This window comes from Pseudomonas chaetocerotis, from assembly GCF_015712105.2.
GTDB lineage: Bacteria > Pseudomonadota > Gammaproteobacteria > Pseudomonadales > Pseudomonadaceae > Aquipseudomonas > Aquipseudomonas chaetocerotis.
On sequence record NZ_JACFYX020000001.1, the window covers coordinates 448,885 to 475,722 of the forward strand.

The 26,838-nt window shown below is 63.1% G+C and carries 29 protein-coding genes and 1 pseudogene; 15 read left to right on the plus strand and 15 right to left on the minus strand.

Annotated elements, in window-relative coordinates; all coding sequences use genetic code 11:
• Positions 1-11 precede the first annotated feature (11 nt).
• From ureA to ureC, 5 genes are all read left to right on the plus strand, one after another.
• On the plus strand, positions 12-314 hold the full coding sequence (ureA, locus tag H3221_RS02090) for an urease subunit gamma (RefSeq protein WP_004425162.1): 303 nt from the start codon (positions 12-14) through the stop codon (positions 312-314).
• 3 nt (positions 315-317) lie between these two features.
• Positions 318-827, plus strand: a complete 510-nt coding sequence (locus tag H3221_RS02095) for a GNAT family N-acetyltransferase (RefSeq protein WP_196473868.1) — start codon at positions 318-320, stop codon at positions 825-827.
• Between the two features lie 4 nt (positions 828-831).
• Positions 832-1,362 (plus strand): GNAT family N-acetyltransferase, encoded by a 531-nt coding sequence (locus tag H3221_RS02100; protein ID WP_196473869.1) that lies wholly within the window; start codon positions 832-834, stop codon positions 1,360-1,362.
• Complete coding sequence (locus H3221_RS02105; RefSeq protein ID WP_196473870.1) at positions 1,362-1,670, plus strand: urease subunit beta; 309 nt, start codon at positions 1,362-1,364, stop codon at positions 1,668-1,670. Before H3221_RS02100 ends, H3221_RS02105 begins: the two co-directional genes overlap by 1 nt.
• 123 nt (positions 1,671-1,793) lie before the next feature.
• Positions 1,794-3,494 carry an urease subunit alpha gene (gene ureC, locus H3221_RS02110; RefSeq protein ID WP_196473871.1) on the plus strand — a complete coding sequence of 567 codons (1,701 nt, stop codon included), beginning with the start codon at positions 1,794-1,796 and terminating at the stop codon, positions 3,492-3,494.
• 39 nt (positions 3,495-3,533) lie between these two features.
• Here the strand turns inward: ureC and H3221_RS02115 are convergent, their stop codons facing one another.
• The gene (locus H3221_RS02115) at positions 3,534-3,977 is read right to left on the minus strand and encodes a hemerythrin domain-containing protein (RefSeq protein ID WP_196473872.1); all 444 of its coding nucleotides are present in this window, start codon (positions 3,975-3,977) and stop codon (positions 3,534-3,536) included.
• A 375-nt stretch (positions 3,978-4,352) separates the two neighbouring features.
• Here H3221_RS02115 and H3221_RS02120 point away from each other — a divergent pair, with 375 nt between their 5' ends.
• Both H3221_RS02120 and H3221_RS02125 read left to right on the plus strand, forming a co-directional pair.
• Positions 4,353-4,766: a DUF3592 domain-containing protein gene (locus H3221_RS02120; RefSeq protein WP_192980416.1), complete on the plus strand. Its 414-nt coding sequence runs from the start codon at positions 4,353-4,355 to the stop codon at positions 4,764-4,766.
• A 23-nt stretch (positions 4,767-4,789) separates the two neighbouring features.
• Positions 4,790-5,379 (plus strand): annotated as a pseudogene (locus H3221_RS02125) (hypothetical protein).
• Positions 5,380-5,383: 4 nt separating this feature from the next.
• On the opposite strand, the gene H3221_RS02130 reads toward H3221_RS02125, so the two are convergent.
• From H3221_RS02130 to H3221_RS02155, 6 genes are all read right to left on the minus strand, one after another.
• Positions 5,384-5,650, minus strand: a complete 267-nt coding sequence (locus H3221_RS02130) for a DksA/TraR family C4-type zinc finger protein (protein ID WP_021487914.1) — start codon at positions 5,648-5,650, stop codon at positions 5,384-5,386.
• Positions 5,651-5,862: 212 nt separating this feature from the next.
• On the minus strand, positions 5,863-6,726 hold the full coding sequence (locus H3221_RS02135) for an isocitrate lyase/PEP mutase family protein (RefSeq protein ID WP_196473928.1): 864 nt from the start codon (positions 6,724-6,726) through the stop codon (positions 5,863-5,865).
• A 137-nt stretch (positions 6,727-6,863) separates the two neighbouring features.
• On the minus strand, positions 6,864-7,865 hold the full coding sequence (locus H3221_RS02140; RefSeq protein ID WP_196473873.1) for a type II secretion system F family protein: 1,002 nt from the start codon (positions 7,863-7,865) through the stop codon (positions 6,864-6,866).
• Between the two features lie 53 nt (positions 7,866-7,918).
• Entirely contained in the window at positions 7,919-8,677 is a 759-nt protein-coding gene (locus H3221_RS02145) for a substrate-binding periplasmic protein (RefSeq protein WP_397427951.1), read from the minus strand.
• A 55-nt stretch (positions 8,678-8,732) separates the two neighbouring features.
• The gene (locus H3221_RS02150; protein ID WP_196473874.1) at positions 8,733-9,503 is read right to left on the minus strand and encodes a substrate-binding periplasmic protein; all 771 of its coding nucleotides are present in this window, start codon (positions 9,501-9,503) and stop codon (positions 8,733-8,735) included.
• Between the two features lie 79 nt (positions 9,504-9,582).
• Positions 9,583-10,506: a substrate-binding domain-containing protein gene (locus tag H3221_RS02155; RefSeq protein ID WP_196473875.1), complete on the minus strand. Its 924-nt coding sequence runs from the start codon at positions 10,504-10,506 to the stop codon at positions 9,583-9,585.
• A 165-nt stretch (positions 10,507-10,671) separates the two neighbouring features.
• On the opposite strand from H3221_RS02155, the gene H3221_RS02160 reads away from it, so the two are divergent.
• The 7 genes from H3221_RS02160 to H3221_RS02190 all read left to right on the plus strand — a co-directional run bounded on the left by H3221_RS02160 (position 10,672) and on the right by H3221_RS02190 (position 17,126).
• Positions 10,672-11,400 carry a VC0807 family protein gene (locus H3221_RS02160; protein WP_196473876.1) on the plus strand — a complete coding sequence of 243 codons (729 nt, stop codon included), beginning with the start codon at positions 10,672-10,674 and terminating at the stop codon, positions 11,398-11,400.
• Positions 11,401-11,434: 34 nt separating this feature from the next.
• Positions 11,435-11,872 (plus strand): YqaA family protein, encoded by a 438-nt coding sequence (locus tag H3221_RS02165; RefSeq protein WP_196473877.1) that lies wholly within the window; start codon positions 11,435-11,437, stop codon positions 11,870-11,872.
• A gap of 181 nt (positions 11,873-12,053) precedes the next feature.
• Positions 12,054-13,025 (plus strand): lysylphosphatidylglycerol synthase transmembrane domain-containing protein, encoded by a 972-nt coding sequence (locus tag H3221_RS02170; RefSeq protein WP_196473878.1) that lies wholly within the window; start codon positions 12,054-12,056, stop codon positions 13,023-13,025.
• Positions 13,026-13,246: 221 nt separating this feature from the next.
• A complete protein-coding gene (locus H3221_RS02175) occupies positions 13,247-14,560 on the plus strand; it encodes a ferredoxin reductase family protein (RefSeq protein ID WP_196473879.1) in 1,314 nt (437 codons plus the stop codon).
• A gap of 253 nt (positions 14,561-14,813) precedes the next feature.
• A complete protein-coding gene (locus tag H3221_RS02180) occupies positions 14,814-16,079 on the plus strand; it encodes an Hsp70 family protein (RefSeq protein ID WP_196473880.1) in 1,266 nt (421 codons plus the stop codon).
• A gap of 88 nt (positions 16,080-16,167) precedes the next feature.
• Positions 16,168-16,701 carry a hypothetical protein gene (locus H3221_RS02185; protein ID WP_196473881.1) on the plus strand — a complete coding sequence of 178 codons (534 nt, stop codon included), beginning with the start codon at positions 16,168-16,170 and terminating at the stop codon, positions 16,699-16,701.
• Positions 16,698-17,126, plus strand: coding sequence for a bleomycin resistance protein (locus H3221_RS02190; protein ID WP_196473882.1), 429 nt, complete (start codon positions 16,698-16,700; stop codon positions 17,124-17,126). Before H3221_RS02185 ends, H3221_RS02190 begins: the two co-directional genes overlap by 4 nt.
• 78 nt (positions 17,127-17,204) lie before the next feature.
• On the opposite strand, the gene H3221_RS02195 is transcribed toward H3221_RS02190, so the two are convergent.
• The 5 genes from H3221_RS02195 to H3221_RS02215 form a co-directional block, all read right to left on the minus strand.
• Positions 17,205-18,374: an iron-containing alcohol dehydrogenase gene (locus H3221_RS02195; RefSeq protein WP_196473883.1), complete on the minus strand. Its 1,170-nt coding sequence runs from the start codon at positions 18,372-18,374 to the stop codon at positions 17,205-17,207.
• A 10-nt stretch (positions 18,375-18,384) separates the two neighbouring features.
• Positions 18,385-19,773, minus strand: coding sequence for an aldehyde dehydrogenase family protein (locus H3221_RS02200; protein WP_196473884.1), 1,389 nt, complete (start codon positions 19,771-19,773; stop codon positions 18,385-18,387).
• A 94-nt stretch (positions 19,774-19,867) separates the two neighbouring features.
• On the minus strand, positions 19,868-21,241 hold the full coding sequence (locus tag H3221_RS02205; protein WP_196473885.1) for a glutamine synthetase family protein: 1,374 nt from the start codon (positions 21,239-21,241) through the stop codon (positions 19,868-19,870).
• Positions 21,242-21,472: 231 nt separating this feature from the next.
• A complete protein-coding gene (locus H3221_RS02210) occupies positions 21,473-22,249 on the minus strand; it encodes an SDR family oxidoreductase (RefSeq protein ID WP_196473886.1) in 777 nt (258 codons plus the stop codon).
• The gene (locus H3221_RS02215) at positions 22,246-22,575 is read right to left on the minus strand and encodes a nuclear transport factor 2 family protein (RefSeq protein WP_196473887.1); all 330 of its coding nucleotides are present in this window, start codon (positions 22,573-22,575) and stop codon (positions 22,246-22,248) included. Before H3221_RS02215 ends, H3221_RS02210 begins: the two co-directional genes overlap by 4 nt.
• A gap of 86 nt (positions 22,576-22,661) precedes the next feature.
• Between H3221_RS02215 and H3221_RS02220 the strand changes: the two genes are divergently transcribed.
• Positions 22,662-23,609, plus strand: coding sequence for a LysR substrate-binding domain-containing protein (locus H3221_RS02220; protein WP_263482648.1), 948 nt, complete (start codon positions 22,662-22,664; stop codon positions 23,607-23,609).
• 62 nt (positions 23,610-23,671) lie between these two features.
• Here the strand turns inward: H3221_RS02220 and H3221_RS02225 are convergent, their stop codons facing one another.
• The 3 genes from H3221_RS02225 to H3221_RS02235 form a co-directional block, all read right to left on the minus strand.
• Positions 23,672-24,724 carry a twin-arginine translocation signal domain-containing protein gene (locus tag H3221_RS02225; RefSeq protein ID WP_160019258.1) on the minus strand — a complete coding sequence of 351 codons (1,053 nt, stop codon included), beginning with the start codon at positions 24,722-24,724 and terminating at the stop codon, positions 23,672-23,674.
• 127 nt (positions 24,725-24,851) lie between these two features.
• The gene (locus H3221_RS02230) at positions 24,852-26,177 is read right to left on the minus strand and encodes a TRAP transporter large permease (protein WP_196473888.1); all 1,326 of its coding nucleotides are present in this window, start codon (positions 26,175-26,177) and stop codon (positions 24,852-24,854) included.
• Positions 26,177-26,683, minus strand: a complete 507-nt coding sequence (locus H3221_RS02235) for a TRAP transporter small permease subunit (RefSeq protein WP_196473889.1) — start codon at positions 26,681-26,683, stop codon at positions 26,177-26,179. The genes H3221_RS02230 and H3221_RS02235 overlap by 1 nt, the downstream gene beginning before the upstream one ends.
• Between the last annotated feature and the right edge of the window lie 155 nt (positions 26,684-26,838).

Here is a 26,838-nt window from a genome sequence, read left to right on the forward strand (position 1 = left end):
TGGAGCGAACGATGGATCTGAGTCCACGCGAGAAAGACAAGCTGCTGATCTTCACTGCCGGCCTGGTGGCTGAGCGCCGCCTGGCGCGTGGGGTAAAGCTGAATTACCCGGAAGCCATGGCCTACATCTCCGCCGCTCTGCTCGAAGGCGCGCGCGACGGCCAGACAGTGGCCGAGCTGATGCACTTCGGCACCACCCTGCTGGCCCGCGATCAGGTGATGGAGGGTGTGCCGGAGATGATCCCGGAGATCCAGATCGAAGCCACCTTCCCCGACGGCACCAAGCTGGTGACCGTCCATCAGCCGATTGCCTGAGCCATGACCTATTCGATTCAAGACGCCAACGACACCGACCTGCCCGGCATCCTGGCCATCTACAACGACGCAGTGCAGCACACCACGGCAATCTGGAACGAGACCCTGGTGGATCTGGCCAACCGCCGCGCCTGGCTGGCAGAGCGTACGGCGTCCGGCTTCCCGGTGCTGGTGGCGCATGACGCCGCCGGCGAGGTAGTCGGCTACGCCAGCTACGGCACCTGGCGCACCATCGAAGGCTTCCGTCAGACCGTCGAGCACTCGGTCTACGTGCGCGCCGACCAACGCGGCCAGGGCCTCGGCCCGCTGCTGATGCAAGCGCTGATCGAGCGCGCTCGCGCCGCCAACCTGCACGTCATGGTCGCCGCCATCGAGTCGGAGAATATCGCTTCGATCCGTCTGCATCAGCGCCTTGGCTTCGTCACCACCGGGCAGATGCCACAGGTCGGCCGCAAGTTCGGGCGCTGGCTGGATCTGACCTTCATGCAACTGATCCTCGGCGCCAAGGAGTGACACCGTGGACGTGACGCTGCAGCGACTCGACAGCACCAAGTTCGCCAACTACCGCGAAGGTTTGATCGTCCTGCTGCTCGATGCCGTCAGCCATGGCGCATCGATAGGCTTTCTCGCCGACCTCGACGAACGAGAAGCCGCTGAATATTTCGCCCAGGTGCATGCGGCCATGACGGACGGTTCACTGCTGCTCTGGGTGGCCCATGAACAAGGCCGCGTTCTGGGCAGCGTGCAGCTGAGCCTGTGTCAGAAGCCCAATGGGCTGAACCGCGCGGAAGTACAGAAACTGCTGGTGCTCAGCACGGCGCGCCGTCGTGGCGTTGCTCGCCTGTTGATGCTAGCTGTCGAACAGGAAGCAGCTGCCCGCAAACGCGGCCTGCTGCACCTCGACACCGAGGCTGGCAGCGACGCGGAGCACCTCTATCGAAACCTGGGCTACGTCAGCATTGGTGGCCTACCCGATTACGCCTGTGGCCCGGACGGCACCTACCGGGCCAATGCCATCTACTACAAGACGCTTGCGAGGCCCAACTGATGATTCCCGGCGAATACCAGATTGCCGACGGCGAGATCGAGCTCAATGCCGGTCGCCGCACCCTGACCCTTTCCGTGGCCAACAGCGGCGACCGTCCGATCCAGGTCGGCTCGCATTACCACTTCTTCGAGACCAACGATGCCCTGCTGTTCGACCGCGCGGCCACGCGCGGCATGCGCCTGAACATCCCGGCCGGTACCGCGGTGCGTTTCGAGCCGGGGCAGAGCCGCGAGGTGGAGCTGGTCGACCTGGCCGGCGCGCGCCGAGTGTTCGGCTTCGCCGGTCGGGTCATGGGCGACCTCGACTGATCGTTCCCACGCTCGGCGTGGGAATACCGCCATGGACGCTCTGCGTCCGCTCTTAACGTCATGACGCAGAGCGTCACAGGATGCATTGCCACGCAAAGCGTGGGAGCGATCGAGGACACACAGATGAAGATTTCCCGCCAAGCCTACGCCGACATGTTCGGCCCCACCGTCGGCGACAAGGTACGCCTGGCCGATACCGACCTGTGGGTCGAAGTGGAAAAGGACTTCACCACCTACGGTGAAGAGGTGAAATTCGGCGGCGGCAAGGTGATCCGCGACGGTATGGGTCAGGGCCAGTTGTGTGCAGCCGATGTGGTCGACACACTGATCACCAACGCGCTGATCATCGACCACTGGGGCATCGTCAAGGCCGACGTCGGCCTCAAGGACGGCCGCATCGCCGCTATCGGCAAGGCCGGCAACCCGGATATCCAGCCCGATGTCACGATTGCGATTGGCGCCGGCACCGAGGTGATCGCTGGTGAAGGCATGATCCTCACCGCCGGCGGCATCGACACCCACATCCACTTCATCTGCCCGCAGCAGATCGAAGAGGCCTTGATGAGTGGCGTCACCACCATGATCGGTGGCGGCACCGGGCCGGCCACCGGCACCAACGCCACCACCTGCACGTCCGGGCCATGGCACATGGCCCGCATGCTCCAGGCCGCCGATGCCTTCCCGATGAACCTGGGCTTCACCGGCAAGGGCAACGCCTCACTGCCGGAGCCGTTGATCGAGCAGGTGAAAGCCGGTGCCATCGGCCTCAAGCTGCATGAGGACTGGGGCACCACCCCGGCGGCCATCGACAACTGCCTGTCGGTCGCTGATCAGTACGACGTGCAGGTGGCGATCCACACCGACACCCTGAACGAGTCCGGCTTCGTCGAGACCACCCTGGGGGCGTTCAAGGGCCGCACCATCCACACCTACCACACCGAGGGTGCCGGCGGCGGTCACGCGCCCGACATCATCAAGGCGTGCGGCTTCCCCAATGTGCTGCCCAGCTCCACCAACCCGACCCGGCCGTTCACCAGGAACACCATCGACGAGCATCTGGACATGCTCATGGTCTGCCACCACCTCGACCCGAGCATCGCCGAGGATGTGGCCTTCGCCGAGAGCCGTATCCGCCGCGAGACCATCGCCGCCGAAGACATCCTGCATGACCTCGGCGCGTTCTCGATGATCAGCTCCGACAGCCAGGCCATGGGCCGCGTCGGCGAGGTGATCACCCGTACCTGGCAGACCGCCGACAAGATGAAGCAGCAACGTGGCCCGCTACCCGAGGACGTGCCCGGTAACGACAACTTCCGCGCCAAGCGCTACATCGCCAAGTACACCATCAATCCGGCGATCACTCACGGCATCAGCCACGAAGTAGGCTCCATCGAAGTGGGCAAGTGGGCCGACCTGGTGCTCTGGCGCCCGGCCTTCTTCGGCGTCAAACCGACGCTGATCCTCAAGGGTGGCGCCATTGCCGCCAGCCTGATGGGCGATGCCAATGCCTCGATCCCGACACCGCAGCCGGTGCACTACCGGCCGATGTTCGCCAGCTATGGTGGCAGCCGCCATGCCACCAGCATCACCTTCATCAGCCAGGCGGCGTTCGATGCCGGCGTGCCCGAACAGCTCGGTCTGAAGAAGAAAATCGGTGTGGTCAAAGGCTGCCGCGAAGTGCAGAAGACCGACCTGATCCACAACGGCTACCTGCCGAACATCGAGGTCGATCCGCAGAACTATCAGGTCAAGGCCGACGGCCAGTTGCTCTGGTGCGAGCCGGCCGAGGTGCTGCCGATGGCGCAGCGGTATTTCCTGTTCTGACGAAAAAGCCGGGCGTGATGCCCGGCTTTCGTGGATCTATCAGGACGCCTGCTTCATCTCGTCGTACGCGCTGAGATAGTCACCCGCCAGTTGCTGCTTCTCCTTGTCGCGAAGCAGCTTGCCGGCCATCTGGAAGAAGGTGCGCTCTTCTTCCTTGAGGTGGTGCTCGACCTTTTCCGCCAGCGCCTTGGCTTGCGCCAGCCAGCTCGGGCTGCTGGGGTCGGTTTCTTCCAGGTCCTCGATCATTTCATCCATCTGATGATGCTCGGCAATCGCATGGCGCGACAAATCGACGCCCGCGTCCTGCTGCATCAGGGGGATATAGAAATGGCGTTCTTCGGCCACCGAATGCACGGCCAGCTCCTGCTTGAGCTGAGCGAACAAGGCGTGGCGCTCGGCGCTGTCGCCCTGGGTGGCGATCAGCTTCTGCGCCAGTTCGCGCTGGATGTCGTGGCTGATGCGTAGGGCTTCGAAAATCGTCATGCAGGCACCTCTTCCTGAGTCACGGTCTAGTAGCACTAGACCACAAGGGCTCGAATAGGTGCCGTACCAACCAATCAACCCGGCCTCACGAAGCTCTATGGGGAAGAAATACTTCGACTCCGTAAGCCTGTGACATGGCCCGGTGAACGCCAATTGTAAAAACTCGCCAAAACGCGAGCCTCATCATGTGAGTCCTTCTCCACGAGGCCTTATGATCCTGCTTCGTCACATGCGTAAATGCGGGCCGGCATCAGCGAAAGACCCTCTGTCTCAGGCTTTGTTGCAATACCAGGGACTCTCAAAGGACAATGCTTGCCCTAACACCCGGCCCAGGATTCCCTGGCCATTTCCATGGAAGATCAGGAATACCGCAGGATGCCCGCAACTCCATCTCGCTTGTTCAAGGGCGGCCTCTTTGCTCTGGTGGGCCTCGCGCTGATCACAGCAACGGTCGTGCAGACCTCTTCTCGCGTGGGTTTCCTGAAATCCGCTCTTCAGGCCGAAGGCAATGTCGTCGCCCTCAATGCGGGCGGCTCCCACCCGGAGATAGCCTTCACCGACAACAACGGAGCCCGTATTTCCTACCCCCAGGGCGGTTGGATTTACGGCTATCAGGTCGGCATGCCGGTCAAGGTCTACTACCGGGCCGAGGCGCAGGCCACCTCTGCCGTGATCGATGACTTCGGCGCGCTTTGGGGAACCTCGATCTTTCTCGGGCTGCTGGGCTCCATCTTCATGGTCAGCGGGCTGCTGACCCTCTTCAGACGCGCTCCTCAGCAAAGCGTCTGAGCAACATTCACAAGGAAGCGATAATGCCAAAGATACCCATCCCCCTGCCCGTCAACCCCAGCCGCTGGGACTACGTCACGGCCAGTGGTGGCGGCCTGACTCTGGCCTTTGTTGCCGGTAGCGGCGGTTCGATAACCCTGCGTTCGCCAACCGGCGAGAACGTCAAACTACATTACAGCGGTATCGGTGCAGGCCTTGGCATGGGGGCCAAACTGCCGCGCTTCGGCAAAGTGGATATCAAGATCAAGGGCAAGAGCGTCGGCGGAGTCGGGGCAGCAGAAGCCTTCCCCAGCGACGGAGCGGTGTTCGTCGCCGACGCCCTGGTGGCGGCGACCTCACCCGCGACGATATCGTCGGCCCCTGCATGTACGTGGAAGCGGGCGGTGGTGTTGCGCTAGGTGTATCCGCAACGGCCATGCTGTTCGGCCTGGACCCGAAGCTGCTGGCGGCGGTAATGCTGGCCAATACAACTCCAGCAGCCAACCTCACCCTCTCGCCGATCCTCACCCGCAAGCTGATGCAGTCCGCGAGTGGCGCCCTGTTGATGGCAGGAGCCAATCTCGGCATCCAGGCCGGTATCGGCGGCGCAGTCTATATCGGCGCGCTGTTCTGAGAGTTCAACGCAACTGACTGTCCTTGCTGCCCCGGCGGTTGTAGCCACTGTAGGCGGCATTCTCCCGGTCGTGCTCGGCCTGGCAATTGACGCACAGGCGCACGCCAGGAATCGCCTGGCGACGGGCCTCGGGAATGACAGCATCGCATTCCTCGCAATGACGCAGGCTCTCGCCCTTCGGCAGTTGGCTGCGAGCACGCGCAACGGCGTCCTCGATGCTGCTGTCGATCTGCTCCTGTACCGCGTCGTCACTTGCCCATCCGCCTGCCATGCTGCACCTCCTCGCACCCACCGGACAGATATGCGCCCGAGGAATGCGAAGTGCAAGTGCTGTTCTTGCTAGGAGCCTGTTCACGATATTGCGAGCTAGAAGCCTACAAGGCAAAAACAGGCGAGGACGCGGAGTTTACGAGCTGTAAATGAGCAGTCCGAGCCTGTTTTTAACGCCGTAGGGTCGACGCGCAGCAGATCGTGAACAGGCTCTTACTCGCGCACTTCCATGAACTCCTTGGCCCAGAGAATGTAATCCTCGGGCATGGTGTACTTGTGGGTCAGCTCGGTGGCGTTGAGGTCGCACGGCTGAGCACCGCGCTGTTCGCGCAGGCAGTCGTAGGTGGCCTTGATCGCAGCGAAGTAGGCGGCGTGGCCGTTGACCACGATACGCACGCCCAGGCGCGCCAGGCGCTGGTTATCGCGCAGTTCGGGGTTGCCGTAGGTGACCAGCATCAGGGGCACCTTGAGGCCCGCGGCGATTTGTTCCAGGTGGGCAAAATCCCTGACCCCGACCAGGCAAATGCCATCGGCGCCGGCAGCCTCATAGGCGCGAGTGCGGCGGATCACTTCGTCCACCTCCAGTACGCCGGCATGGGTACGGGCGATGATCGAGAGCTCCGGATCGACACGCGCCTCCAGCGCGGCGAGGATCTTGCCGACACCTTCCTCGATGGAGATCAGGTCGGTGGACTTGCGGCCGAACTGAGCCGGCAGCAGGGTATCTTCGATAGTCAGCGCAGCGACGCCGGCGCGTTCCAGCTCGACCACGGTGCGCATGACGTTGAGCGCGTTGCCGTAGCCGTGATCGGCGTCGGCGATCACCGGCAAGCGCGAGACGCGACCGATGCGTGCGGCCTGCTCAACGAATTCGCTGAGGGTGATCAGGGCGAAGTCCGGTGCGCCGAGCACCTGTAGGGAAGCGACGGAGCCGCCGAGGATGCCGACTTCGAAGTCGAGATCAGCGGCGATGCGGGCGGACATGGGATCGAAGACCGAAGCCGTGTGATAGCAGCGGTCGGAAGCCAGCAGTGCACGAAAGGCGCTGCGTAGCTCATGGTGGGATGCACGTTGCAAGATGGGCATGGGGCGTATTCCAAAGTCGGTTGAATCGCTTTTTTCTCTTTTTAGTAATGGCGTAGACGTGACGAATGCTAGCGCAAGGCACTTGCTGCCAGCTTTCAGACGGAGCGCCGTGGTCAATAACCAGCAAATTATCGGCCAGCCAGCTCCGCGGGCAGGGCCGGGAAGAACCCGCCGCCGGTCAGCAGGCCGTAAGCCATCCACGCGGCGACGGCCAGATAGAACAGGCGTGGTGCCCAACTCGCCAACGCCTGTTGGCTCGCAGCCAGTTGCTGCGCCTGCAGGCGGGCGAAACGCAGCAGCGCCTCGCCTGGTCGACCGGTCGCTTCACCAGTATTGAGCACCCCGATCAGCATGGATTTGCCGTGGAAACTCAGCCCATCGAAGGCACGTACCAGCGATTGTCCGGCGCTGACTCGCGGCGCCAGGGTGGCGAAATCCCGCCGCAGCCGTGCATTGGTCACCGCATTGCAGGCGCGCGGCAGGGCATCGAGCACCGGCATGCCCGCCTCCAGCAACAGCCCGAGGCTGTCGCAGAAGTTACGGATATCCGCCCGACGCTGCAGGCTGCCCAGCACCGGCAGCGCCAGGAGCAGATCGTCTAGCGGCCCCGGCTGATCGCTTCGCCGCTGCTGCCAGCGACGCCACAACGCGCGCGCACCGAACAGCAGCGCCGACAGCCAGAACACCGGCAGCAACACGGCCGCCAGGTAACCTGCAGCACTGAGGCCTCCCGCGATCAGAGAGGGCAAAGGCTTGACCGCCAATGCCAGTAACAACACACCGGCCGGCAGTAGCAGCCGTGAGGTCAGTTCTGCCGCGTGACGCGCCTGCTCGTCGTAACGCTGCGCCAACTGCTCGTAGATATGCGCCAGTGCCCCAGCGTCCTGCGCGGCGCGCACCAGGCCACTTTCCAGTGGCGTGAACACGCCACTCAACTGGCCGGAACTCGCCATATCCCGTCCGCCACCGATCATCTGCCGCAGGCGCGTCACGGCAGCTGCGTGGCGCGCCCCGAGATCCAGACTGGCCAGCGCTCGATCGATGGGCACACCCGCCCTTTCCATCGCACCAAGGTGGGCGAACAAGCCGGCGCGACTGCGCAGATCGAGAGTGAGATGACGACGCGACATGATCGGACTCGGAGGATTGCAGCGCTCAGGTTAACCAGTCGCCACGCGAGGCGCTATGGCGCAATGGGCGGCATCGGCGCATGCGGCAGCCAGCGCCTGAGGATCGCCTCGAGACTGCCGTCCTCATGCATCTGCTGTAACGCGCGCTGCCAGCGCACCACACGCACCACCGACGTCTGCGGGGAGAAGGCGATGTAGTAGGCCGAGCGCATGAACGGAACATGCGCGGTGACGTCCTGCGGCTTGAGGTCGGCAGCGGCCAGCTCGCCAGCCAGAGTGAGGTCTTCAGTGGCGATCAGATTGACCCGGCCATGCTTGAGCATGGTCACCATCTGCTTCGAACTGGGCACGCCGTAGAGGTTGGTGAAACCCCTCGCGCTGAGTGCCTCGAAGGTGTACCACTGCTTGGGCAGCGCCAGTGGTCCGCTGGCTGCAGCCTGCTCCAACGTGTCGATGGCGAGCTCACGGGACTTGAGCGAATAGAAGCTGGTAGTGCCGACCACGATGGGCCCGACCCACCGGAACCTGTTCTCGCGTTCGGCAGTGCGCACGGTGGAAAACAGCGCGACATCTTCCTGCTGTTGAGCCAGATGCAATGCGCGCGTCCAGGGCATCAGTTCGATCTGACCGCTGTCGCCGGTGCGCGCCAGCAACGCTCTGACCACCTCGACGGAGAAGCCGCTGGGCTCGCCCCCGCGCATGAAGCTCATCGGCGGCGCATCCTCGGTGAGCAGGCGCAGCTGTGCCGCTACAGGTACGCATAGCACCACCAGCAAGGCACATAAGCATCGACACACCCGCTTGCCCATCATCATCGTGCCCCTCCCGATTGCAGCCTAGCAAGCCGTGGAGCGCCATGCAGCCGCTTCACTCGAGGCGCAACAGATCGACCAACGTCCGCTCATCGGCCGTCGGCAACCAGTGTCGATAGATCCGCTCCAGGCTGCCGTCCTGACGCATATGCTGCAGCGCCTGCTGCCATCGCGCGACACGTTCGGCATCCGTCTGAAGGGAAAAGGCGATATAGGAGTCATTAGTCATCAGGTCGAACTGCGCCTGCAGTTGCCCGGCATGCATGCCCTGTTCGGCAAGCATGCCGTCGAGGGTCAGGGTGTTGGCCAGCAGCAGCTTGACCCGACCATGGCGAAACATGCGCAGCATGTCCTGAGGCGTCGGCACGCCATACAGGTTATCCAGCGCCTGTTCACGCAGCAGTTCGTAGCTGTACCACTGCTTGGGCACGGCGAGGGTGCCGAGGTGGCGCACGTCGTCCAGGCTGGTGACTCGCAGCCCGGCATCCTTGTACGTGTAGAAACGCGTATAGCCTTGCGCGATCGGCCCGACCCACTGAAATTCAGCTTCGCGCTGCGCCGTGCGCACGGTGGAGAACAATGCCGTGTCGGCCTGATGACGAACCTGATGATAGCCGCGCGTCCAGGGCACCAGTTCGATGCGCGCCCGCTCGCCGGTACGGCGGATCAATTCTTCGACCACCGCCACAGCCATGCCACTCGGCTCGCCATTCTCGAGATAGCTGAAGGGTCGATAGTCTTCGGTATACAGCCGCAACTCGGCAGCCGTCACGTGGACGCAGAAGCTGCAGAACAACAGAACTGCGAGCAGGTACTTCAGATTCATTGCACGCCACCGTCTAGAGCGCGCCCTACAGCGAATTCAGGGCGGCCAGGACAAGGATCATAAACCCACGCCTCGCCCATCACCAAGGCTGTTGCGGCGCGGTCATATCGGCCAAATCCCTGGCAGTCAGTACCCGTGGTTCGAGCAACAGTTGCAGGCGTGAAATGGCGCGTTCGCCACTCAAGGCCCGATGCACCAGGCGCACCGCATGATCGCCCATGGCCTGCGGCTGCTGAAGCAACAGGGCGTGAATCTGTCCTTCGCGCACGGCATCGAACAGCAGGTCGCCGCCATCGAAGCCGACGAAGTCCACCGCTCCGGCCTTGCCCAGTTGGCGCAGAGCCGCGAGGGTCGCTCGGGTGCTGGTGCCGTTGGGGCTGAACAGGCCGTCGAGCCTGGGCAACTGCTCGCTCAGGGCCTCGGCGATGCGCTGGCGGTCATCCCCCAGATAGGTGTCGAACACCACCTGCAGCCCTGACGCCTGTGCCGCCAGCAGAAAGCCGCGCTCACGTTCCTCGGTCGATTGCAGCCCGGGACGCAAACGCAACACCCCGACCCTGCCACCCTGCCCGAGACGCTCGGCCAGTTGTTGTCCGGCCAACTGACCTGCGAGGAAGTTGTCGGTCGCCACCAGCGCGTAGGCGCCATCTCCCGCAACGCCGCGGTCGACATAGACGGTGGGAATACCTTCGTCACGCAAAACCGCGATACGGGTATCGATGGCATCGCCAGCCGGGGCGATGATCAGCGCTTTGCAGCCCTGTGCAAGCACGCGATCTATCAGTTGCAACTGCACCTCCACGCTACCTTCCTGGGTCGGGCCGCGTGTATAGAGTTCCAGTTGCAGATCATCAGCGGTGCGTCTCGCACCAGCCTCCAGCTCGCTCCAGAACGCCGAAGTGCCGGCCGGTACCATACCGATGCAGTCCCGCGCCCAGGCCGGTACAGGCGCCAGGAAAAGAACCGTCAGCAACAGGCAAATGAAAGGGATGATTCTTGGCATGTTCGACTCCCAGGCGCTGCTATCACTTTAGCATCGCCCGTCGAGTCTTCTCTCCTGTCGGATGGCTGTCGACTCATACTTTTTCACATTCAAAACCGACGGTCGGACTAGCCCTGGCGAACCGGGCAGGCGATCATCGGCGCTCCCATGCAGACTCCAGCTACCATGACCGCTACTACTGACAGCCGTACCCCGACTCACAAACCCCGCCCACTGATCGACCTGGCCATCAGCATCCTGATTCCCTCGTTCATCCTGATGAAGCTCAGTGGCGAGCACCGCCTCGGCGCCGATGGCGCGCTGATCCTGGCTCTGGCATTCCCGCTGGGCTGGGGCGCGTTCGAGCTGATCAGATACCGCAAATTCAACTTCATCGCCCTGCTCGGCCTGATCAGCGTCGCGCTGACCGGTGGTATCGGCCTGCTCAAGCTCGACACTCAGTGGCTGGCAGTCAAGGAAGCCTTGATTCCCGGTCTGATCGGCATTGCCGTGCTGGTTTCCACCCGCACCCGCTACCCGCTGATTCGCACCCTGCTGTTCAACAAGACGGTGCTCAACATCGACAAGATCCACGACCGCCTGGAGCAAGGCGGTCACGTCGAGCATTTCGAAACGCGCCTGATGCGAGCGACCTACTGGCTTAGCGGCACCTTCTTCTTCTCCTCGTTCATGAACTACGTGCTAGCCAAGTGGATCGTGGTCAGTCCGGCCGGCACCGAGGCGTTCAATGACGAACTGGGGCGCATGACCCTGCTCAGCTACCCGATGATCGCCATTCCATCGATGATCATGCTGATGGCCATCTTCTACTACCTGTGGAAGACCATTCACGGCCTGACCGGCCTGAGCCTGGAAGAGATCATGGCCAACAGCGGCCAGGAATCGCAGTCCTGACCCCCGCCGGCCCAACGGCCGGCGTGCTCCTGCCATGCTGAGTCTGTCCGCCTATCCGGCATTGTTTATCTCTGCCTTCGGCGCAGCGACGCTACTACCGCTGCAGTCCGAAGCGGTGCTGGTCGCCCTCCTGCTGGCAGGCCAGCATCCACTCTGGGCCTTGCTGCTGGTGGCGACTCTGGGCAATGTGCTGGGCTCCTGGATCAACTGGTTACTGGGCCGTTCCATCGAACACTATCGCGAGCGCCGCTGGTTCCCGGTCAGCCCGGCTCGGCTACAGCAGGCACAGGACTGGTACGCGCGCTATGGGCGCTGGTCGCTGCTGCTGAGCTGGATGCCGGTGATCGGCGATCCACTGACCCTGGTCGCGGGAGTGATGCGTGAGCGCCTGTGGATATTCGTTGCCATCGTCACACTGGCCAAAGCCGGTCGCTACGCCGCGCTGGCAGCCATCACACTGGCCTGGGTATGAATCGGATACGTGCTTGCCTGTTGAGCGAAAGCAGTGCCTCGCTGATACTGCGCAGCGCGCCGCGAAGCGCAGCATCAGTCTGCGGCCGTCGCGAGCCGACCTACAAGGTCGTGAACATTAGCCTCGACAGGCTCCCTGGCCGGCACGATCGCCTACCGGGCCTGTAGAGCGAGGAGTTGCAGTGTCCGTTGTCGAAGCCAAACCCAAGCTGAAACGCAGCGACCTGATCTGGACGCTGATCGGTCTGGTCGCCGTCGTGGCGTCCTGTTTCCTGCTTTACCGCGAGTTGCGCACCATCTCCCTCGACGAGATCGCCGATAGTCTGCGCGCGATCAGCCATCTGAACTGGCTGCTGGCGGCCGGTGCCACTCTGGGTGCTTACTGGGCCCTGGCCTGGTACGACCGCATCGCCGTTGCCCATCTCGGCAAGCAGATTCCCTGGCGTTTCATCACCCTGTGCTCCTTCACCACCTACGCCCTGGCTCACAACATCGGTGCCTCGGTGTTCTCCGGCGCGGTGGTGCGCTATCGCGCCTACCGCAGCAAGGGCCTGACGCCACAGGAAATCGGCATCCTCATCGTCTTCTGTTCCTTCACCTTCGCTCTGGGCGCCCTGCTGGCCAGCGGCTGCGTGCTGATCGCGCAGCCTGACCTGATCCACCGGGTCGCCAACATCACGCCGCTGGTCTCGGTGGTCATTGGCAGCGCGCTATTGAGCCTGGTCGGCCTCTATGTGCTGGGCTCCTGGCGCCAGTTCAAACCCTGGACCCTGGGCAAGCTGCACGTGGAATATCCGCGCCTGCCCATCGTCGGTCGGCAGTTGCTGGCCGGCCCGCTGGAGTTGCTCTGCGCGGCGGCCATCATCTACTTCGCCCTGCCAGCCGACAATCACCCCGGCTACCTGGTTGTGCTCGGTGTATTCCTCGCTTCTTTCTCGCTGGCGCTGCTATCTCATGCGCCGGGTGGCCTGGGTGTGCTGGAAGTCACCTTCCTCGCCGCCATGCCCGAACTGCCTGCGGCTGACGTACTCGCAGCACTGATCGTGTTCCGCATGTTCTACCTGCTGCTGCCGTTTGGGCTGTCGCTCCTGGTGGTGCTGGGCTTCGAATGGAGCCAATGGCAACGCCGCCAGCAAGACGCCAGGGGATCATGACCGCCGGATACAGCACCTGACACCGTCGAAAACTCCGCTCTGACGCGCAGGCGCAGCCCGTCATGGCGGCTGCGCAATGTCACGCCAGCCAACCCGGTGCACAAGGGATTGATCCAACTCAAAGGGCGCGGATAGACATCGTTGTAATGTCCGTGAAAAGAATCGGCTCCCCATGACGGGCCGATGCATGCAATCCTTTTCACGTCCTGAGGGTAACTGTCATGAAACGCTGGTTCTCGCTGGCTCTTGTCCTACCTACTGCGATCTGGCTGATAAGCATGCTGCCGCAGGGGGGGCCGGGAAGCGATTTCTGGACACTGCGAGGCAACAGCATCATCCTCAGCGGCATCGTCGCCTACTCATTGATGGCCTTTATCACGCTGCTCGCCACACGCCCAATGTGGCTGGAGGGCCTGCTCGGGGGCCTCGACCAAAGCTACCGACTGCACAAATGGCTGGGCATCACCGCTGGCGTACTGGTGTTCGTGCACTGGATGATGGAGATCGTGCCAAAGTCGATGGCCAAGGCTGGCTGGCTGACCCGACCGGCGAAGTCTGGCAATGCCCCGGAACGCATCTTCGAGTTTTTGCGCGACCCGGCCAAGGATATCGGCGAGTGGCTGGGTTATATCGCCATCACGCTGGTGCTGCTGGCACTGATCAAATACATCCCGTACCACTGGTTTCGCCGGCTGCACAAAGTCTTTCCGTTGGTATTCATTGCCGCCACCTTCCATGCCATCGTCCTGCTGCCGGATGCCCTCTGGCCAACGCTGAGCGGGGTCTGGGTGGTGATCGTAGCGCTGGCTGGCTGCCTGGCTGCGCTGGCCATCCTGTTCGGTCTGGACCAACGCGGCAAACACTACGCCGGCAGCGTGCAGAACATCGTGCGTCACGCCGACGGCGTCATGGAAATCCACTGCCGCCTGGATGATGACCACCTGAGGTTCAAACCCGGTCAGTTTGCCTTCGTGCGTTTTGCCAATACCAAGGACCCGCACCCGTTCAGCATCGCTTCCTCCGACACCGACCCGAGAAACATCAGTTTCTGCGTCAAGGTACTGGGGGACGATACCTTGCGACTGATGCAGTCACTGACAATCGGCAGCCGCATGCAGCTCGAAGGGCCCTATGGACGCTTCACCTTTGCCGATGGCGACAGCGCCCAGGTATGGGTAGGCGGTGGCGTAGGCGTGGCGCCGTTCATTTCCCGACTGGAGCATCTGGCAGCCGAGCCGGCAGCACAGCGGTCAGACAGCGATCTGCATTTCTTCTTCTGCACACCCGAACAATCGCCCCTGAACAGGCGCGTAGCGGACCTGTGCCAGCGCGCAGGCGTGCACCTGCACCTGATTCATCAATCGCGCGATGGCAATCTCGATCTGGAGAAAATCCGCACGACGACTGGCGGCCTCCATGAGGCCAGCCTGTGGTTCTGCGGCCCGTTCGGTCTGGGCGACCGGCTGTTGCAGGAGTGGTCGGCCTGCGGCCTGCCAGATGCGAGGTTTCATCGCGAGTATTTCAGGATGCGCTGACAGCAGCGGGCTGAACGACCGGCGCCAACCCTGCAAGGTTGGCGCCCTTTAGCGTTACAGCGGCGCCCTGAAAAAACCATGGCGAACGGACAATCTCCACCGATGCCGCACGCATGTTCAGCACATTTGACAACCCCACGCACTGACATAGAATGCGCGGCCGTTTCGTGACCTGCCACCTCAGGCAGCACGCCGGGTGCGTCGTCCGACGACGCAAGACACTTTCCCGGCAATCATTCTGGTCCTGCGTTTCATGTCATTCTCCACGCCCGCCCGCGCCTGCGGCATCGACTTCGGCACCTCCAACTCCACCGTCGGTTGGCTACGCCCCGGCCAGGACAGCTTGCTCGCACTGGAAGACGGCAAGATCACCCTGCCCTCGGTGATCTTCTTCAACATCGAAGAGCGCCGCCCGGTCTATGGTCGTCTGGCCCTGCACGAGTACCTGGAAGGCTATGAAGGGCGTCTGATGCGCTCGCTGAAAAGCCTGCTGGGCTCCAAGCTGCTGAAGAGCGAAACCACCGTGCTGGGCAGCGCCCTGCCGTTCAAGGACCTGCTTGGCTTCTTCATCGGCGAGCTGAAGAAGCGTGCCGAAGCCCAGGCCGAACGTCCCTTCGAGGAAGTGGTGCTGGGTCGCCCGGTGTTCTTCGTCGATGACGACCCGGCTGCCGATCAGGAAGCGCAGAACACCCTGGTGGCCGTGGCGCACAAGCTCGGTTTCAAGGACGTGTCGTTCCAGTACGAGCCCATCGCTGCGGCCTTCGACTACGAGTCGAACCTGGACCGCGAGGAGCTGGTGCTGATCGTCGACATCGGCGGCGGTACCTCGGACTTCTCCCTGGTGCGCCTGGCACCCGAGCGCCACCACCTGGCCGAGCGCCAGGACGACATCCTCGCCACGGGAGGCGTGCACATCGGCGGAACCGACTTCGACAAACAGCTATCGCTGGCCGGCGTGATGCCGCTGTTTGGCTACGGCAGCCGGATGAAGAGCGACGCGTTCATGCCCACCAGCTATCACCTCAACCTGGCGACCTGGCACACCATCAACGCGCTGTACGCGCAGAAGACCCAGCTGGCCCTGCAGAACATGCGCTACGACATCGTCGACGCCACCGGCATCGACCGCCTGTTCGGTCTGATCGAACAGCGCGCCGGGCACTGGCTGGCGATGCAGGTGGAAGAAAGCAAGATCGCCCTCAGCGAGCAGGACGCGCGGTCCATCGATCTGTCACGCGTGGAGCCGGGCCTGGTCGCCGAGCTGACTCGCCCGCTGTTCGAGAACGCCATCGAGCCGCTGCTCGAACGCATCCGCGCCAGCCTCACGCAATTGCTCGCCGATGCCGGAGTCAGCGCCGATCAGGTCGACACCCTGTTCTTCACCGGCGGCTCCAGCGGTGTGCCGGCGCTGCGCCAGAGCGTGGCAGCCATGCTGCCCAACGCGCGCAGTGTGGAAGGTAATACCTTCGGCAGCATCGGCAGTGGCCTGGCCATCGAAGCCAAGAAGCGTTACGGATGACGGTCTGCTATGCGTCGTTCCTGACCGGAACGCTTCGCATACACCTGATGATATTCTTGCCAACCTTTGATCCCCGAGGACATGTCCGATGAAAGCTCAGCTGGAAGAACTGATCGCCAAGATAAGCTCCGGCTGCCTGCCCGAGGACGAGATCGCCCGTATCGCCGATGAAGCCACCCAGGCCTATGCCGATCCGGCCGCCTTCCTCGCCGCCAACCCGGACGTCAATTACGACGACGAATTCCCCATCCCCCTGGGCGAATGGGTGGTGGTCGGCAGCCTGCCGGATACCGTGCTGTTCCAGGCCGACAGCTATGAAGAACTGTTCCAGCGCATCACCGAATCCTTCGGCCCGCAGGTACAGTTCGTGCTCAAGCCCAAGCAACTGGCCAAGGCCGAGCCGCTCAAGGCGCTCAACCGCATTCAGGTGCAGCTCTCTGCGCTGTCGCCAGAGACCGGTGGCTACGTGCTGCTGGACTTCAGCGAAGCGCTGGATGACGAGTTGCAAGCGGTACTGGTGTACGCCAGCGACCTGCCGCGAGTGATGGAACTGGCGGTGGAAGTGGGCATCTATGCCGCACCGGCACTGGAAGCCTTGCAGGCGGCGCAGGACCAGGCGTGAGTCGCACGCGCCTGCCGGCACTTACGCCTGAATTGCAGGTCAGTGATCTGCAGGACAGCCTGGCGTTCTACCAACAAGTGCTGGGTTTCAACCTGCTGTACCAACGCCCCGAGGATGGTTTTGCAGCTATCGTTCTGGGCGAAGCCGCGTTGATGCTGGAACAGATCGCCCCACATGCTCGGCCAGACGACCCCTGGACGGTCCAGCCACTCGACCGCCCACTGGGGCGCGGCATCAATCTGCAGATCGACGTGGCCGATCTGCAGCCGCTGTATCAGGCTTTGCTCGCCAATGACGTGCCGCTGCGCCTGCCACCGGAGACGGTGGAATACCGCACAGGCAACAGCTGGATCAGGGTGCGCCAGCTGATGATCCAGGACCCGGACGGTTATCTGCTGCGTTTCAGCCAGGTTCTTGACCGCTGACGCACTCCACGGCCCAGCCCCGTAGCCCGGATGAAATCCGGGGCAAAGCAGCGCAAGCGCTCCCGGATTGCATCCGGGCTACAAGGTCCCGCGCAACGCCTTAGCGAACAATGCGCTGTACTGCTCGGCGCTAAAGGCGATGGGGTTGGTGCCTGCCGAGGGATCGACCTCGGCCATGCGCCCGACCTGCTCGATGCGCGCATCGTCGATACCGATCTCGCTCAGGCTATGGGCGATGCCCACCTCGCTGCGCAGCGCCAGCACCCAGTCCAGAACGACATCGAAACCACTGCCCGGTAGCGCCAGATAGCGCGCCATCTTCTCCATCTGTGGCTCGATGGCGCCGCGGTTAGCCACCAGCACGTAAGGCATCAGCACTGCATTGAGCAGGCCGTGGTGGGCGTCGTACAGCGCCCCCAGCGGATGCGCCAGCGCATGCATGGCGCCGAGGCCGCGCTGGAAGGCGGTGGCGCCCATGCTCGACGCCACCAGCATCTGCAGGCGCGCCTCGACATCCGTGCCCTGGGCCACAGCACGCGGCAGGTACTGCTGCACCAGGCGCATGCCTTCCAGGGCGATGCCTTCGGCCATGGGATGAAACAGCGGCGAGCAGAAGGCTTCCAGGCTGTGCGACAGCGCGTCCATGCCGGTGGCGGCGGTGATCTTCGCCGGCAGGCCGACTGTCAGCTCGGGATCAAGAATCACCAGCGCCGGCAACATTCGTGCGTGGAAGATGATGCGTTTGATATGCGCAGCATCGTCGGTGATCACCGAGGCGCGGCCAACTTCAGATCCGGTGCCGGCGGTGGTCGGCACCGCCACTACTGGCGCCATGCCGGCGACGTTGACCCGGCTGGCGTTGTCGCCGATGTCCTCGAAATCCCACAACGGCCGGTCCTGGCCAACCATCAGGGCGATGGCTTTGCCGGCGTCCAGCGCCGAGCCGCCGCCGAAGGCGATCACCCCGTCGTGGCCGCCGGCCTTGAACGCGGCCACGCCATCCATCACGTTGGCCCCGGTGGGGTTGCCCTTGATCGCCGAGAACAGCCCGGCCTTCAGTCCGGCGTCACGACACTGACGCAGCGCCGCCTCGATCATCGGCAGTGCGGCCAGGCCGGGGTCGGTACACAGCAGCGGCGCGCGCATGCCAAGCTGGCGACAGGCCTCGGCCAGCTCGGCAATGCGGCCAACGCCGACGCGCATCGAGGTGGGGTAGTTCCAGTTCATGCGGTACTGATTCAGGTCCATGGCGCGCGCCTCACAGCTGAGTCTTGAAGTGAAAGGATTTCGGCCGGGTCAGTTGCTCATAGCCGACCCGCGACAAGGTGCAGCCGCGCCCGGAGTGCTTCACCCCGGTCCAGGCCAGGCCGGGGTCGAGGTAGTCGCAGCGGTTGAGAAATACCGTGCCGGCCTCTACCCGATCAGCCAGGGCCATGGCGGCATCGACGTCGCGGCTGAAGATCGCCGCGGTCAGGCCGAACTCGCTGTCGTTCATCAGCGCCAGCGCTTCCTCGTCGCTGGCGACCTTCTGAATGCCCACCACCGGACCGAAGGATTCCTCGGTCATCACGCGCATTTCATGGTTGACGTTGGTCAGCACCTGCGGCGCCAGGTAGGGCGTACCTGGCGCATCCAGGGGAAACTCGGCCGGGTCGATATGCGCCCTGGCGCCCTGCTCGACCGCCTCGGCGATCTGCGCGCGGACGAAATCGGCGGCGTCGCTGCGCACCAGCGGGCCAAGGGTGGTCTGCGGGTCGTCCGAACGCCCCAACTTGTACTGGCGCACCAGCGCCACGGCGCGCTCGACGAACTCATCGAACAATGACGCGTGCACATAGATGCGCTCGATACCGCAGCAGGACTGCCCGGAGTTGAAGAAGGCGCCGTCGATGGCGGTTTCCACCGCGTGCTGCAGATCGGCGTCGGCCCTGACATAGGCCGGGTCCTTGCCACCAAGTTCCAGACCGACGCTGATGAAGCGTCCTGCAGCCGCGCGCTCGACCATGGCGCCCCCGGGCACCGAACCGGTGAAAGCGACGTGGTCGATGCTCGGCGAGCGAATCAGCGCCTCGGTCTCACCATGGCTCAGGTGCAGGTACTGGAACACGCCTTCGGGCAGACCGGCCTCGACAAAGGCTTCGACCATGCGTTCAGCGCACAGCGGTGTCTGCGCCGAGTGTTTGAGCAGCACCACGTTGCCCGCCAGCAGCGCCGGCATCACCGCGTTGACGGCAGTCAGGTAGGGGTAGTTCCAGGGGGCGATGATCAAGGCCAGGCCCAGTGGCTCACGACGAATGAAACGGGTGAAACCGGCCTTGTCCGGCAGGCGGATATCGGCCAGCGAGCCCTCGGCGATATCCGCCATATGGCTGGCGCGTTCGACGAAGCCACGGATCTCGCCAGCGGCGTAACGGATCGGCCGCCCCATCATCCAGCACAACTCCTCGGCCAACTGCGCCTCACGCGCGGCGAAGATCTCGATGGCGCGCCGGCCAATGGCGATACGCTCGCGCAGCGGCGTCTGCTTCCAGGCCTGCTGCGCCAGCTCGGCCTTGGCCAGCGCCACCAGTACCTCGGGATTGGACGCCAGATGACGTTCGACGTAGACCGAGCCGTCGATGGGGGAAATGCATTGCAGCTTGCTCATAAGGTGCTCCATAAACCTTGCACGCGCAGCCCGGATGCAATCCGGGACACTCGACGAAACCGCCCGGATTGCATCCGGGCTACGGACGGTGGAATCAGATGATTTCGAAGTAGCGATCCAGCTCCCAATCGCTGACATGCCGACGGTACTCGCGCTCTTCCCATTCGCGGCTGGCGGCGAAGTGCTCGACGAAGGCATCGCCGAACAATTCGCGGGCGGCCTGTGAGCCCTTCAGACGCTGCGCGGCGTCCCACAGCGTGCGCGGCAGCGCCAGTTCCTCGGGATGCTTGACCGCATAGGCGTTACCGCTGACCGGTTCGGTCGGTTCCCACTCCTGCATGACGCCGTACAAGCCCGAACCGATGGCCACCGACAGCGCCAGGAACGGATTGCCGTCGGCGGCGCCGAGGCGGTACTCCTGACGCTGCGACTTGTCGCTACCGGGGATCACCCGCAGCGCCGCGGTGCGGTTCTCCACGCCCCAGGTGGCGTCGGTAGGTGCCCAGAAGCCGGGGATCAGGCGCCGATAGCTGTTCAACGTCGGCGCCACCATGCACAGGAATTCCGGCATCAGGCGCTGCTGCCCAGCGAGAAAGTGCCGCTGCAGCTTGCTCATGTTGTGTGCCTGGCTGGGGTCGTAGAAGGCCGACTTGTCGCTCTTGCGGTCGCGCAGCGAGACGTGGATATGCCCACTCTGCCCCGGATACTTGCCGGACCACTTGGCCATGAAGGTGGCCATCAGGCCGCTGCGCTGGGCCAGCACCTTCATGAAGGTCTTGAACAGCGCGCCCTTGTCCGCCGCGGCTTCGGCACGGTCGTAGGCGATGGCTGCCTCGAGCACACCGGGGCCGGTCTCGGTGTGCAGGCCCTCGATGGGAAAGTCCATCGCCTCGCCCATTTCGAGAATCTGGTGATAGAGCTCGGCATGCACCGAATTGCGGATCATCGAGTAGCCGAACCAGTCCGGGGTGAATGGCTTGAGATCGCGAAACCCCTTGGCCCGTGCCGAGTCCGGCGTTTCATCGAACATGAAGAATTCATATTCCAGCGCGGCATAGGGCTCGAACCCCATGTCCTGGCAGCGCTGGATCACCCGGCGCAGGGTGCCGCGCGGGCACACCGCCTCGGCCTGCTGGTCGAATTCGGCGAGAAACAGCAGCATGCCGTTCTCGAAGGGAATCTCGCGGCAAGTGTGCGGCAGGATGCGCACCGGCGCGTCCGGATAGCCACTGTGCCAGCCGGTGTACTGAGCGTTGTCGTAGAGCTGATCCTTGACGTCCCAGCCGAGCACCACATCGCAGAAGGCGAAACCATGCTCGAGGGCAGAGAAGAACTTGCTGCGGCTCATGTATTTGCCGCGCATCACCCCATCGTTATCGAACAGGCCCACCTTCACGTGGCTCAGGCCACGCTCCTCGACAATGCGCCGGGCCTCGCCGACGGTCTTTACATCCCGTGGTTTGAACATGCTACCCCCTGTGTCTTGTTGTTATCGCGGACGGGTTCAGCGAAGGGCTGGGCATCCATGACCGGCCAGGCAGGGCCGACGACGCACGAGCGCAGTACGACGCGTGTGACAGCGTCCGTTTCAGGCTCATAGAGTGTGGTACAGGATTGCCGGGATGGCAGGGAGCTGGGCAGAAAAATAGGCGATGACGATCAAGGCGGTGGACAACCGCAGGCTGTCCACCGCGACGCACTATGCTGTCGGCACCGTGCCGCCATCGATCAGGAATTCACTGCCGGTGATGGCGGCTGCCCGAGGTGACGCCAGGAAAGCGATCAGTTCAGCGACTTCCGACGGTTTCGATGGGCGGCCGAGCGGAATGCCTCCCAGCGTCTCCATGATGATGCGCTTGCCGCCTTCGTAATCGGTGCCCGCCTTCTCTGCCAATCGCTCGGCCAGGGCCACCGATGCCTCGGTTTCGATCCAGCCCGGAGCAACCCTCACGACGCGCACGCCCTTGGGTGACACCTCCTTCGACAGACTCTTGCTGTAAGTCGAGAGTGCGGCCTTGGCTGCGGCATATGCGGTGGTCGCCTCGGGCAGTGGCAAACGACTCTGGATGGATGTCACATGAATGATCACGCCCGCTGCGCGCTGAAGCATGCCCGGAAGCAGCGCACGGTCCAGACGTACAGCCGGAAACAGGTTCAGATCGAGCTCGCGCTGCCATTGCTCGTCGTCCAGCGCAGCAAAACCTCCGCCGGGAGCAGACGAGCCACCCAGCACATGCACAAGGATGTCGACCCCGCCCAAGCGCTGCTCCGTCGCCGCCACCAGCGCAGCGCAACCTTCTCGGGTACAAAGATCGGCCTCAACGAAGATATCTGGCGGTACGGCGCTATCGGCCTGTCGCGCCGCGGTCAGCACCCGCGCACCCTCGGCGTGGAACAGACGAACCACTGCGAGCCCCACGCCTTTGGTACCACCGGTGACCAGGACCCGCTTGCCGGCAAGCTCAAGGTTCATCATGGGGCAATCTCCAGTGAGCTGATCCGCCCATCACGGAGCGTGAAGACATGCCTGAGCGGTAGCGGGCTGCCGGAAAAATCACCGCTCACCATTGCCGTGACGCTCAGTTGATCACCCTCGCCAGATGACTCGATGGGCTCCACCCGATAGGTGAATGCCTGCCGCGCGGCCCGCTGCCAGGATTCGATGGCTTCGATCCCCTGATGGCTGCGATTTTCATCGGTCACGCTGGCGTCCGCGCAGAAACACGCCGCCATGCGTGAGATGTCATCACCGTTGCTGATCTCGAAGTAGGCCTGAACGGCGCTCGGCAATTGCAGGTTCATAAGTTGGGTCCTCTCAGGGTTGTCAGGCTTGCAGGACTGCCATCTTGCCTCGCGCGAGATAATCTGCTCAATTGGGACAGATATTGATGACCAATCCCGCATGGCAGGACAATTCGATGTCCGATTCACGTCTTACCCTTCATGAGCTGGAGGCCGTCCTGGCCGTGGCCCGCCGCGCCTCGTTTCGGCGGGCAGCTATCGACCTGAATGTTTCCACCACTGCGCTGAGCAGCACCATCGCCAAGCTGGAGACGACTCTGCAGACGCGACTGTTCAATCGCACCACACGCAGCGTGTCGCTGACAGAGTCGGGCAGGCGGTATCTTGAGCAGGTGGAACCAGCCCTGCAGGCTCTGCGCGGCGCACTGGATACGGTTCGCTCGCACAACGCAGAACCTGCTGGCGTGATAAGAATCAACGCATTTGCCAGCGCAGCGCGCACAGCCCTGCTGCCACTGGTCCTTGAGTTTGCCGACCGCTACCCGCGCGTCCAGATCGATCTGGTGACGGAGGAGCGACTGGTGGACGTCGTCGCGGAAGGCTTCGATCTGGGCGTGCGCGCATCCAGCCTGATCCCCAATGACATGATCACCATCTCACTGGGCCAGACACAGCGTTATGCCGTGGTGGGAACAGCCAAGTACTTCGCCGAACGCGGCCAGCCGCAAACCCCTGTCGATTTGAAGCAGCATGAATGCCTGCGCATCCGGCTGCCCAACGGCGCCATCTATCCCTGGTACTTCGAACATGCGGGCGAAGTACTCAGGCTCGATATCGGGGGCCAGTTCACCGTGGACGAGCCGAGTGTGGCCAAGGCCATCGTGCAGGCGAACGTGGCGCTCGGACTCTTTCTGGAGCAGGAGGTCCAGGCGGAAGTCGACGCTGGAGACCTGCAGCGGGTGCTGCAGGACTGGACGCCGCCGAGAGATGAACTGTGTCTGTACTACCCCAATCGACGCAATCCGTCTGCAGCGCTCAAGGCATTCACAGACCTGGCCCGAGAGAGTTTGCAGCGCCGCAAGCATCCGGCATGACCTGTCTGCAGCAGAACAGCCTACCCGCAGGGTGAGCGGCGGGCAGGCTGTCGGGAGCGACATCAACCGCGATAAGGCGCTCCGGCCTTGGCCATCAGTGCGTTGTACTTCTTGAAGATGTCCACCACCTTGGCGCAGCGCGGGCTGGTCTTGGCGATTTCGTCCCAGAACTTCAACGCCTCGGCCTCTACCGTGGCCCACTCCTCGGCCGGAATGGAGGTCAGTTCCAGCTTGCCGCCTTCGACCCGCAGTTGCGCCTCGCCGCCCCAGTACCAGTGTTGGCGATAGTAGTTGGAGCTGTCCATGCACAGCTTGAACAGGGTCTTGAGATGCTCCGGCACTTCCGCCCATTTGTCCGAGTTGGCGAAGTAGGAGCCGCACCAGGCACCGGAGATGTTATTGGTCAGGAAGTACTTGGTGACGTTGGCCCAGCCTACGGTGTAGTCCTCGGTGATGCCGGACCAGGCGATGCCGTCCAGCTCACCGGTCTGGATCGCCACCTCGACGTCTTCCCAGGGCAGCGTCACCGGAATCACGCCGAAACGCGTGAGGAATTTGCCGGCGGTGGGAAAGGTAAAGATGCGCTTGCCCTTGAGGTGCTCAAGCCTGGTGATCGGCTCAACCGTGGCGAAGTGGCAAGGGTCCCAGGCGCCAGCGCCGAGCCAGGTTACGCCCTTGACCTCGCCGTAGGCCTCGGCCCAGATCTCGTTGAGTCCGTACTGTTCGAACAGCACCGGCACATCGAGGCTGTAGCGGGTGGCGAAGGGGAAGTAACCACCGAATACCGAGACATCCACCGGCGCGGCAATCGAGTCGTCATCACTCTGCACCGCATCGATGGTGCCGCGCTGCATGGCGCGGAACAGCTCGCCGGTCGGCACCAACTGGTCGGCGAAATACAGCTGGATCTCCATCTGGCCGTTGGCGGCCTTGTTGAAGGCGTCGATCGAGGGTTTGATCACGTGCTCGGCCAACGCAGCGCCGGCGTAGGTCTGCAATCGCCAGGTGATCTTCTTCGGCTCGGCGGCATAAATGTGCGACGAACCGAGGGTAGCGGTGCCGACGGCACCGGTGGTGACCGCGGCGGTCTTGAGGAAATCGCGTCTCGTACTCATGCTGGTCTCTCCATAGTGTCGATGCAGATGCAATACAACCGCTCAATGCCGCCATAGCTGACGGCCTTACCAGTGGCCGGACGAACCGGCTCGACTGCTGGCGCGCGCTCGCGCCGATTTCCGTTGATCAGCCGCCGTAATGCAGTTGCGGCAACCACAGCGCCAGCTGCGGAAAGACCATGACCAGGGTCAGCGCCAGGACCATGATGAAGACAAAGGGTATGACCGAGACGTAGATGTCGCGCAGGCTCACCTCGGGAGGTGCCATCGCGCGCATGAGGAACAGGTTGTAGCCGAACGGCGGGGTCATGTAGGCGATCTGGCAGGTGATGGTGTAGAGCACGCCGTACCAGATCAGGTCGAAGCCCAGAGCGCCGACCAGCGGGATGTAGAGTGGCGCGACGATCACCAGCATGGCGGTGTCGTCGAGGAACATGCCCATCAGGATGAACGAGATCTGCATCAGGATGAGGATCTGCCACGGCCCCAGGTGCAGGCTGTCGACGAAGAAGCCTTCGATGGCCCTGACCGCGCCGAGACCGTCGAACACCGCGCCGAAGCACAGCGCGGCGAGAATGATCCACATGAACATGCAACTGATGGCCAGGGTCTTGCGCAGCGTTTCCTCCATCACCTTGCCACTCAGCCGCCCCTTGAATAGCGCCGCCAGGGTCGCCGCAGCGGCACCGACGGCCGAGCTTTCCACCAGGCTGGTGTAGCCCATCAGGAACAGCCCGGTCATCGACAGGAAGATGAACACTGGCACCAGCCCGGCACTGAGTAGCCGCAGTTTCTCCTGCATGCTGATCTGCTCACGCTCGGCCTGCGCCAGCGGTGGGCCGAGATGCGGCTGCAGGCGGCAGCGAATGGCGATGTAGAGCATGAACATGCCGGCCATCATCAGCCCCGGAATGGCCCCGGCCAGCCACAACTGCCCCACCGGCTGGCGCGCGATCATGCCGTAGAGCACCAGCACCACACTGGGCGGAATCAGAATACCGAGCGAGCTGCCCGCCTGAATCACCCCGGTGATCATGATCTTGTCGTAGCCACGCCTGAGCAGTTCGGGCAAGGCGATGCTGGCGCCGATTGCCATGCCGGCCACGCTCAGGCCGTTCATCGCCGAGATCGCCACCATCAGGAAGATGGTGCCGATGGCCAGACCGCCCGGCAGCGGTCCCATCCACACATGGAACATCCTGTACAGGTCTTCGGCGATGCCCGACTCGGAGAGCATGTAGCCCATGAACACGAACATCGGCAGGGTCAGCAGCGGGTACCACTTCATCAGTTTCATGGCCGCGCTGAAGGCCATCTCCGAGCCGCCATCGCCCCACAACAGCAACGCAGCCGCCGCCGCGACGAAGCCGATGGCGCCGAATACCCGCTTGCCGGTGAGCAGCAGCAACATCATCGAGGAGAACATCAGAAGCGCGATCAGCTCGTAGCTCATCAGAGCGTCTCCCCACGGGCGGCGTACAGATCCTTGAAGAAGGTGGAGATCGCCTGCAACAGCATCAGGGCGATGCCGAAACACATGACGATCTTGATCGGCGCCATGTAAGGCGACCACGCCGAGTAGCTGGTCTCCTTGTATTCGATGGCGTACTCGGTGGAGGAGATGCCGCCGACCAGCAGCATTACCAGGTAGAAGATCAGCATGAGCACGGTGATGGCATCGACCACGGCGCGCGTACGCGGCGACCAGGCGCTGTAGGCCAGGTCCATGCGCACATGGGCGTCGAGCTGCATCGAGTAGGCACCGCCGAGCAGGAAGTAGGCGACCATGAGGAATTGGGCGCTTTCCAGGGTCCAGATCGATGGTGTGAAGAAGGTCTTGCTCATGGAGGAGTACAGGAGCACCGCCAGCATGGCGAAGATCAGGTACATGGCGAAGCGCCCGACCCTCCGGTTGAATGCGTCCACGACCCGGACGAAAGCTCTAATGCCCTTGCGCATGCAGTTTCCTGCTTTTTTTGTTCGTTATCCCGTCAGCCTAGACGAAGATTCGCCAAAGCCAACCGCCCCGCCGAGCCATAGCAGGAAACGCGCCAGCCACTAACGGCTAGCGCTTCCACGAACAAAATCAAAGGCTTGGAAAATACCGCGCCAGA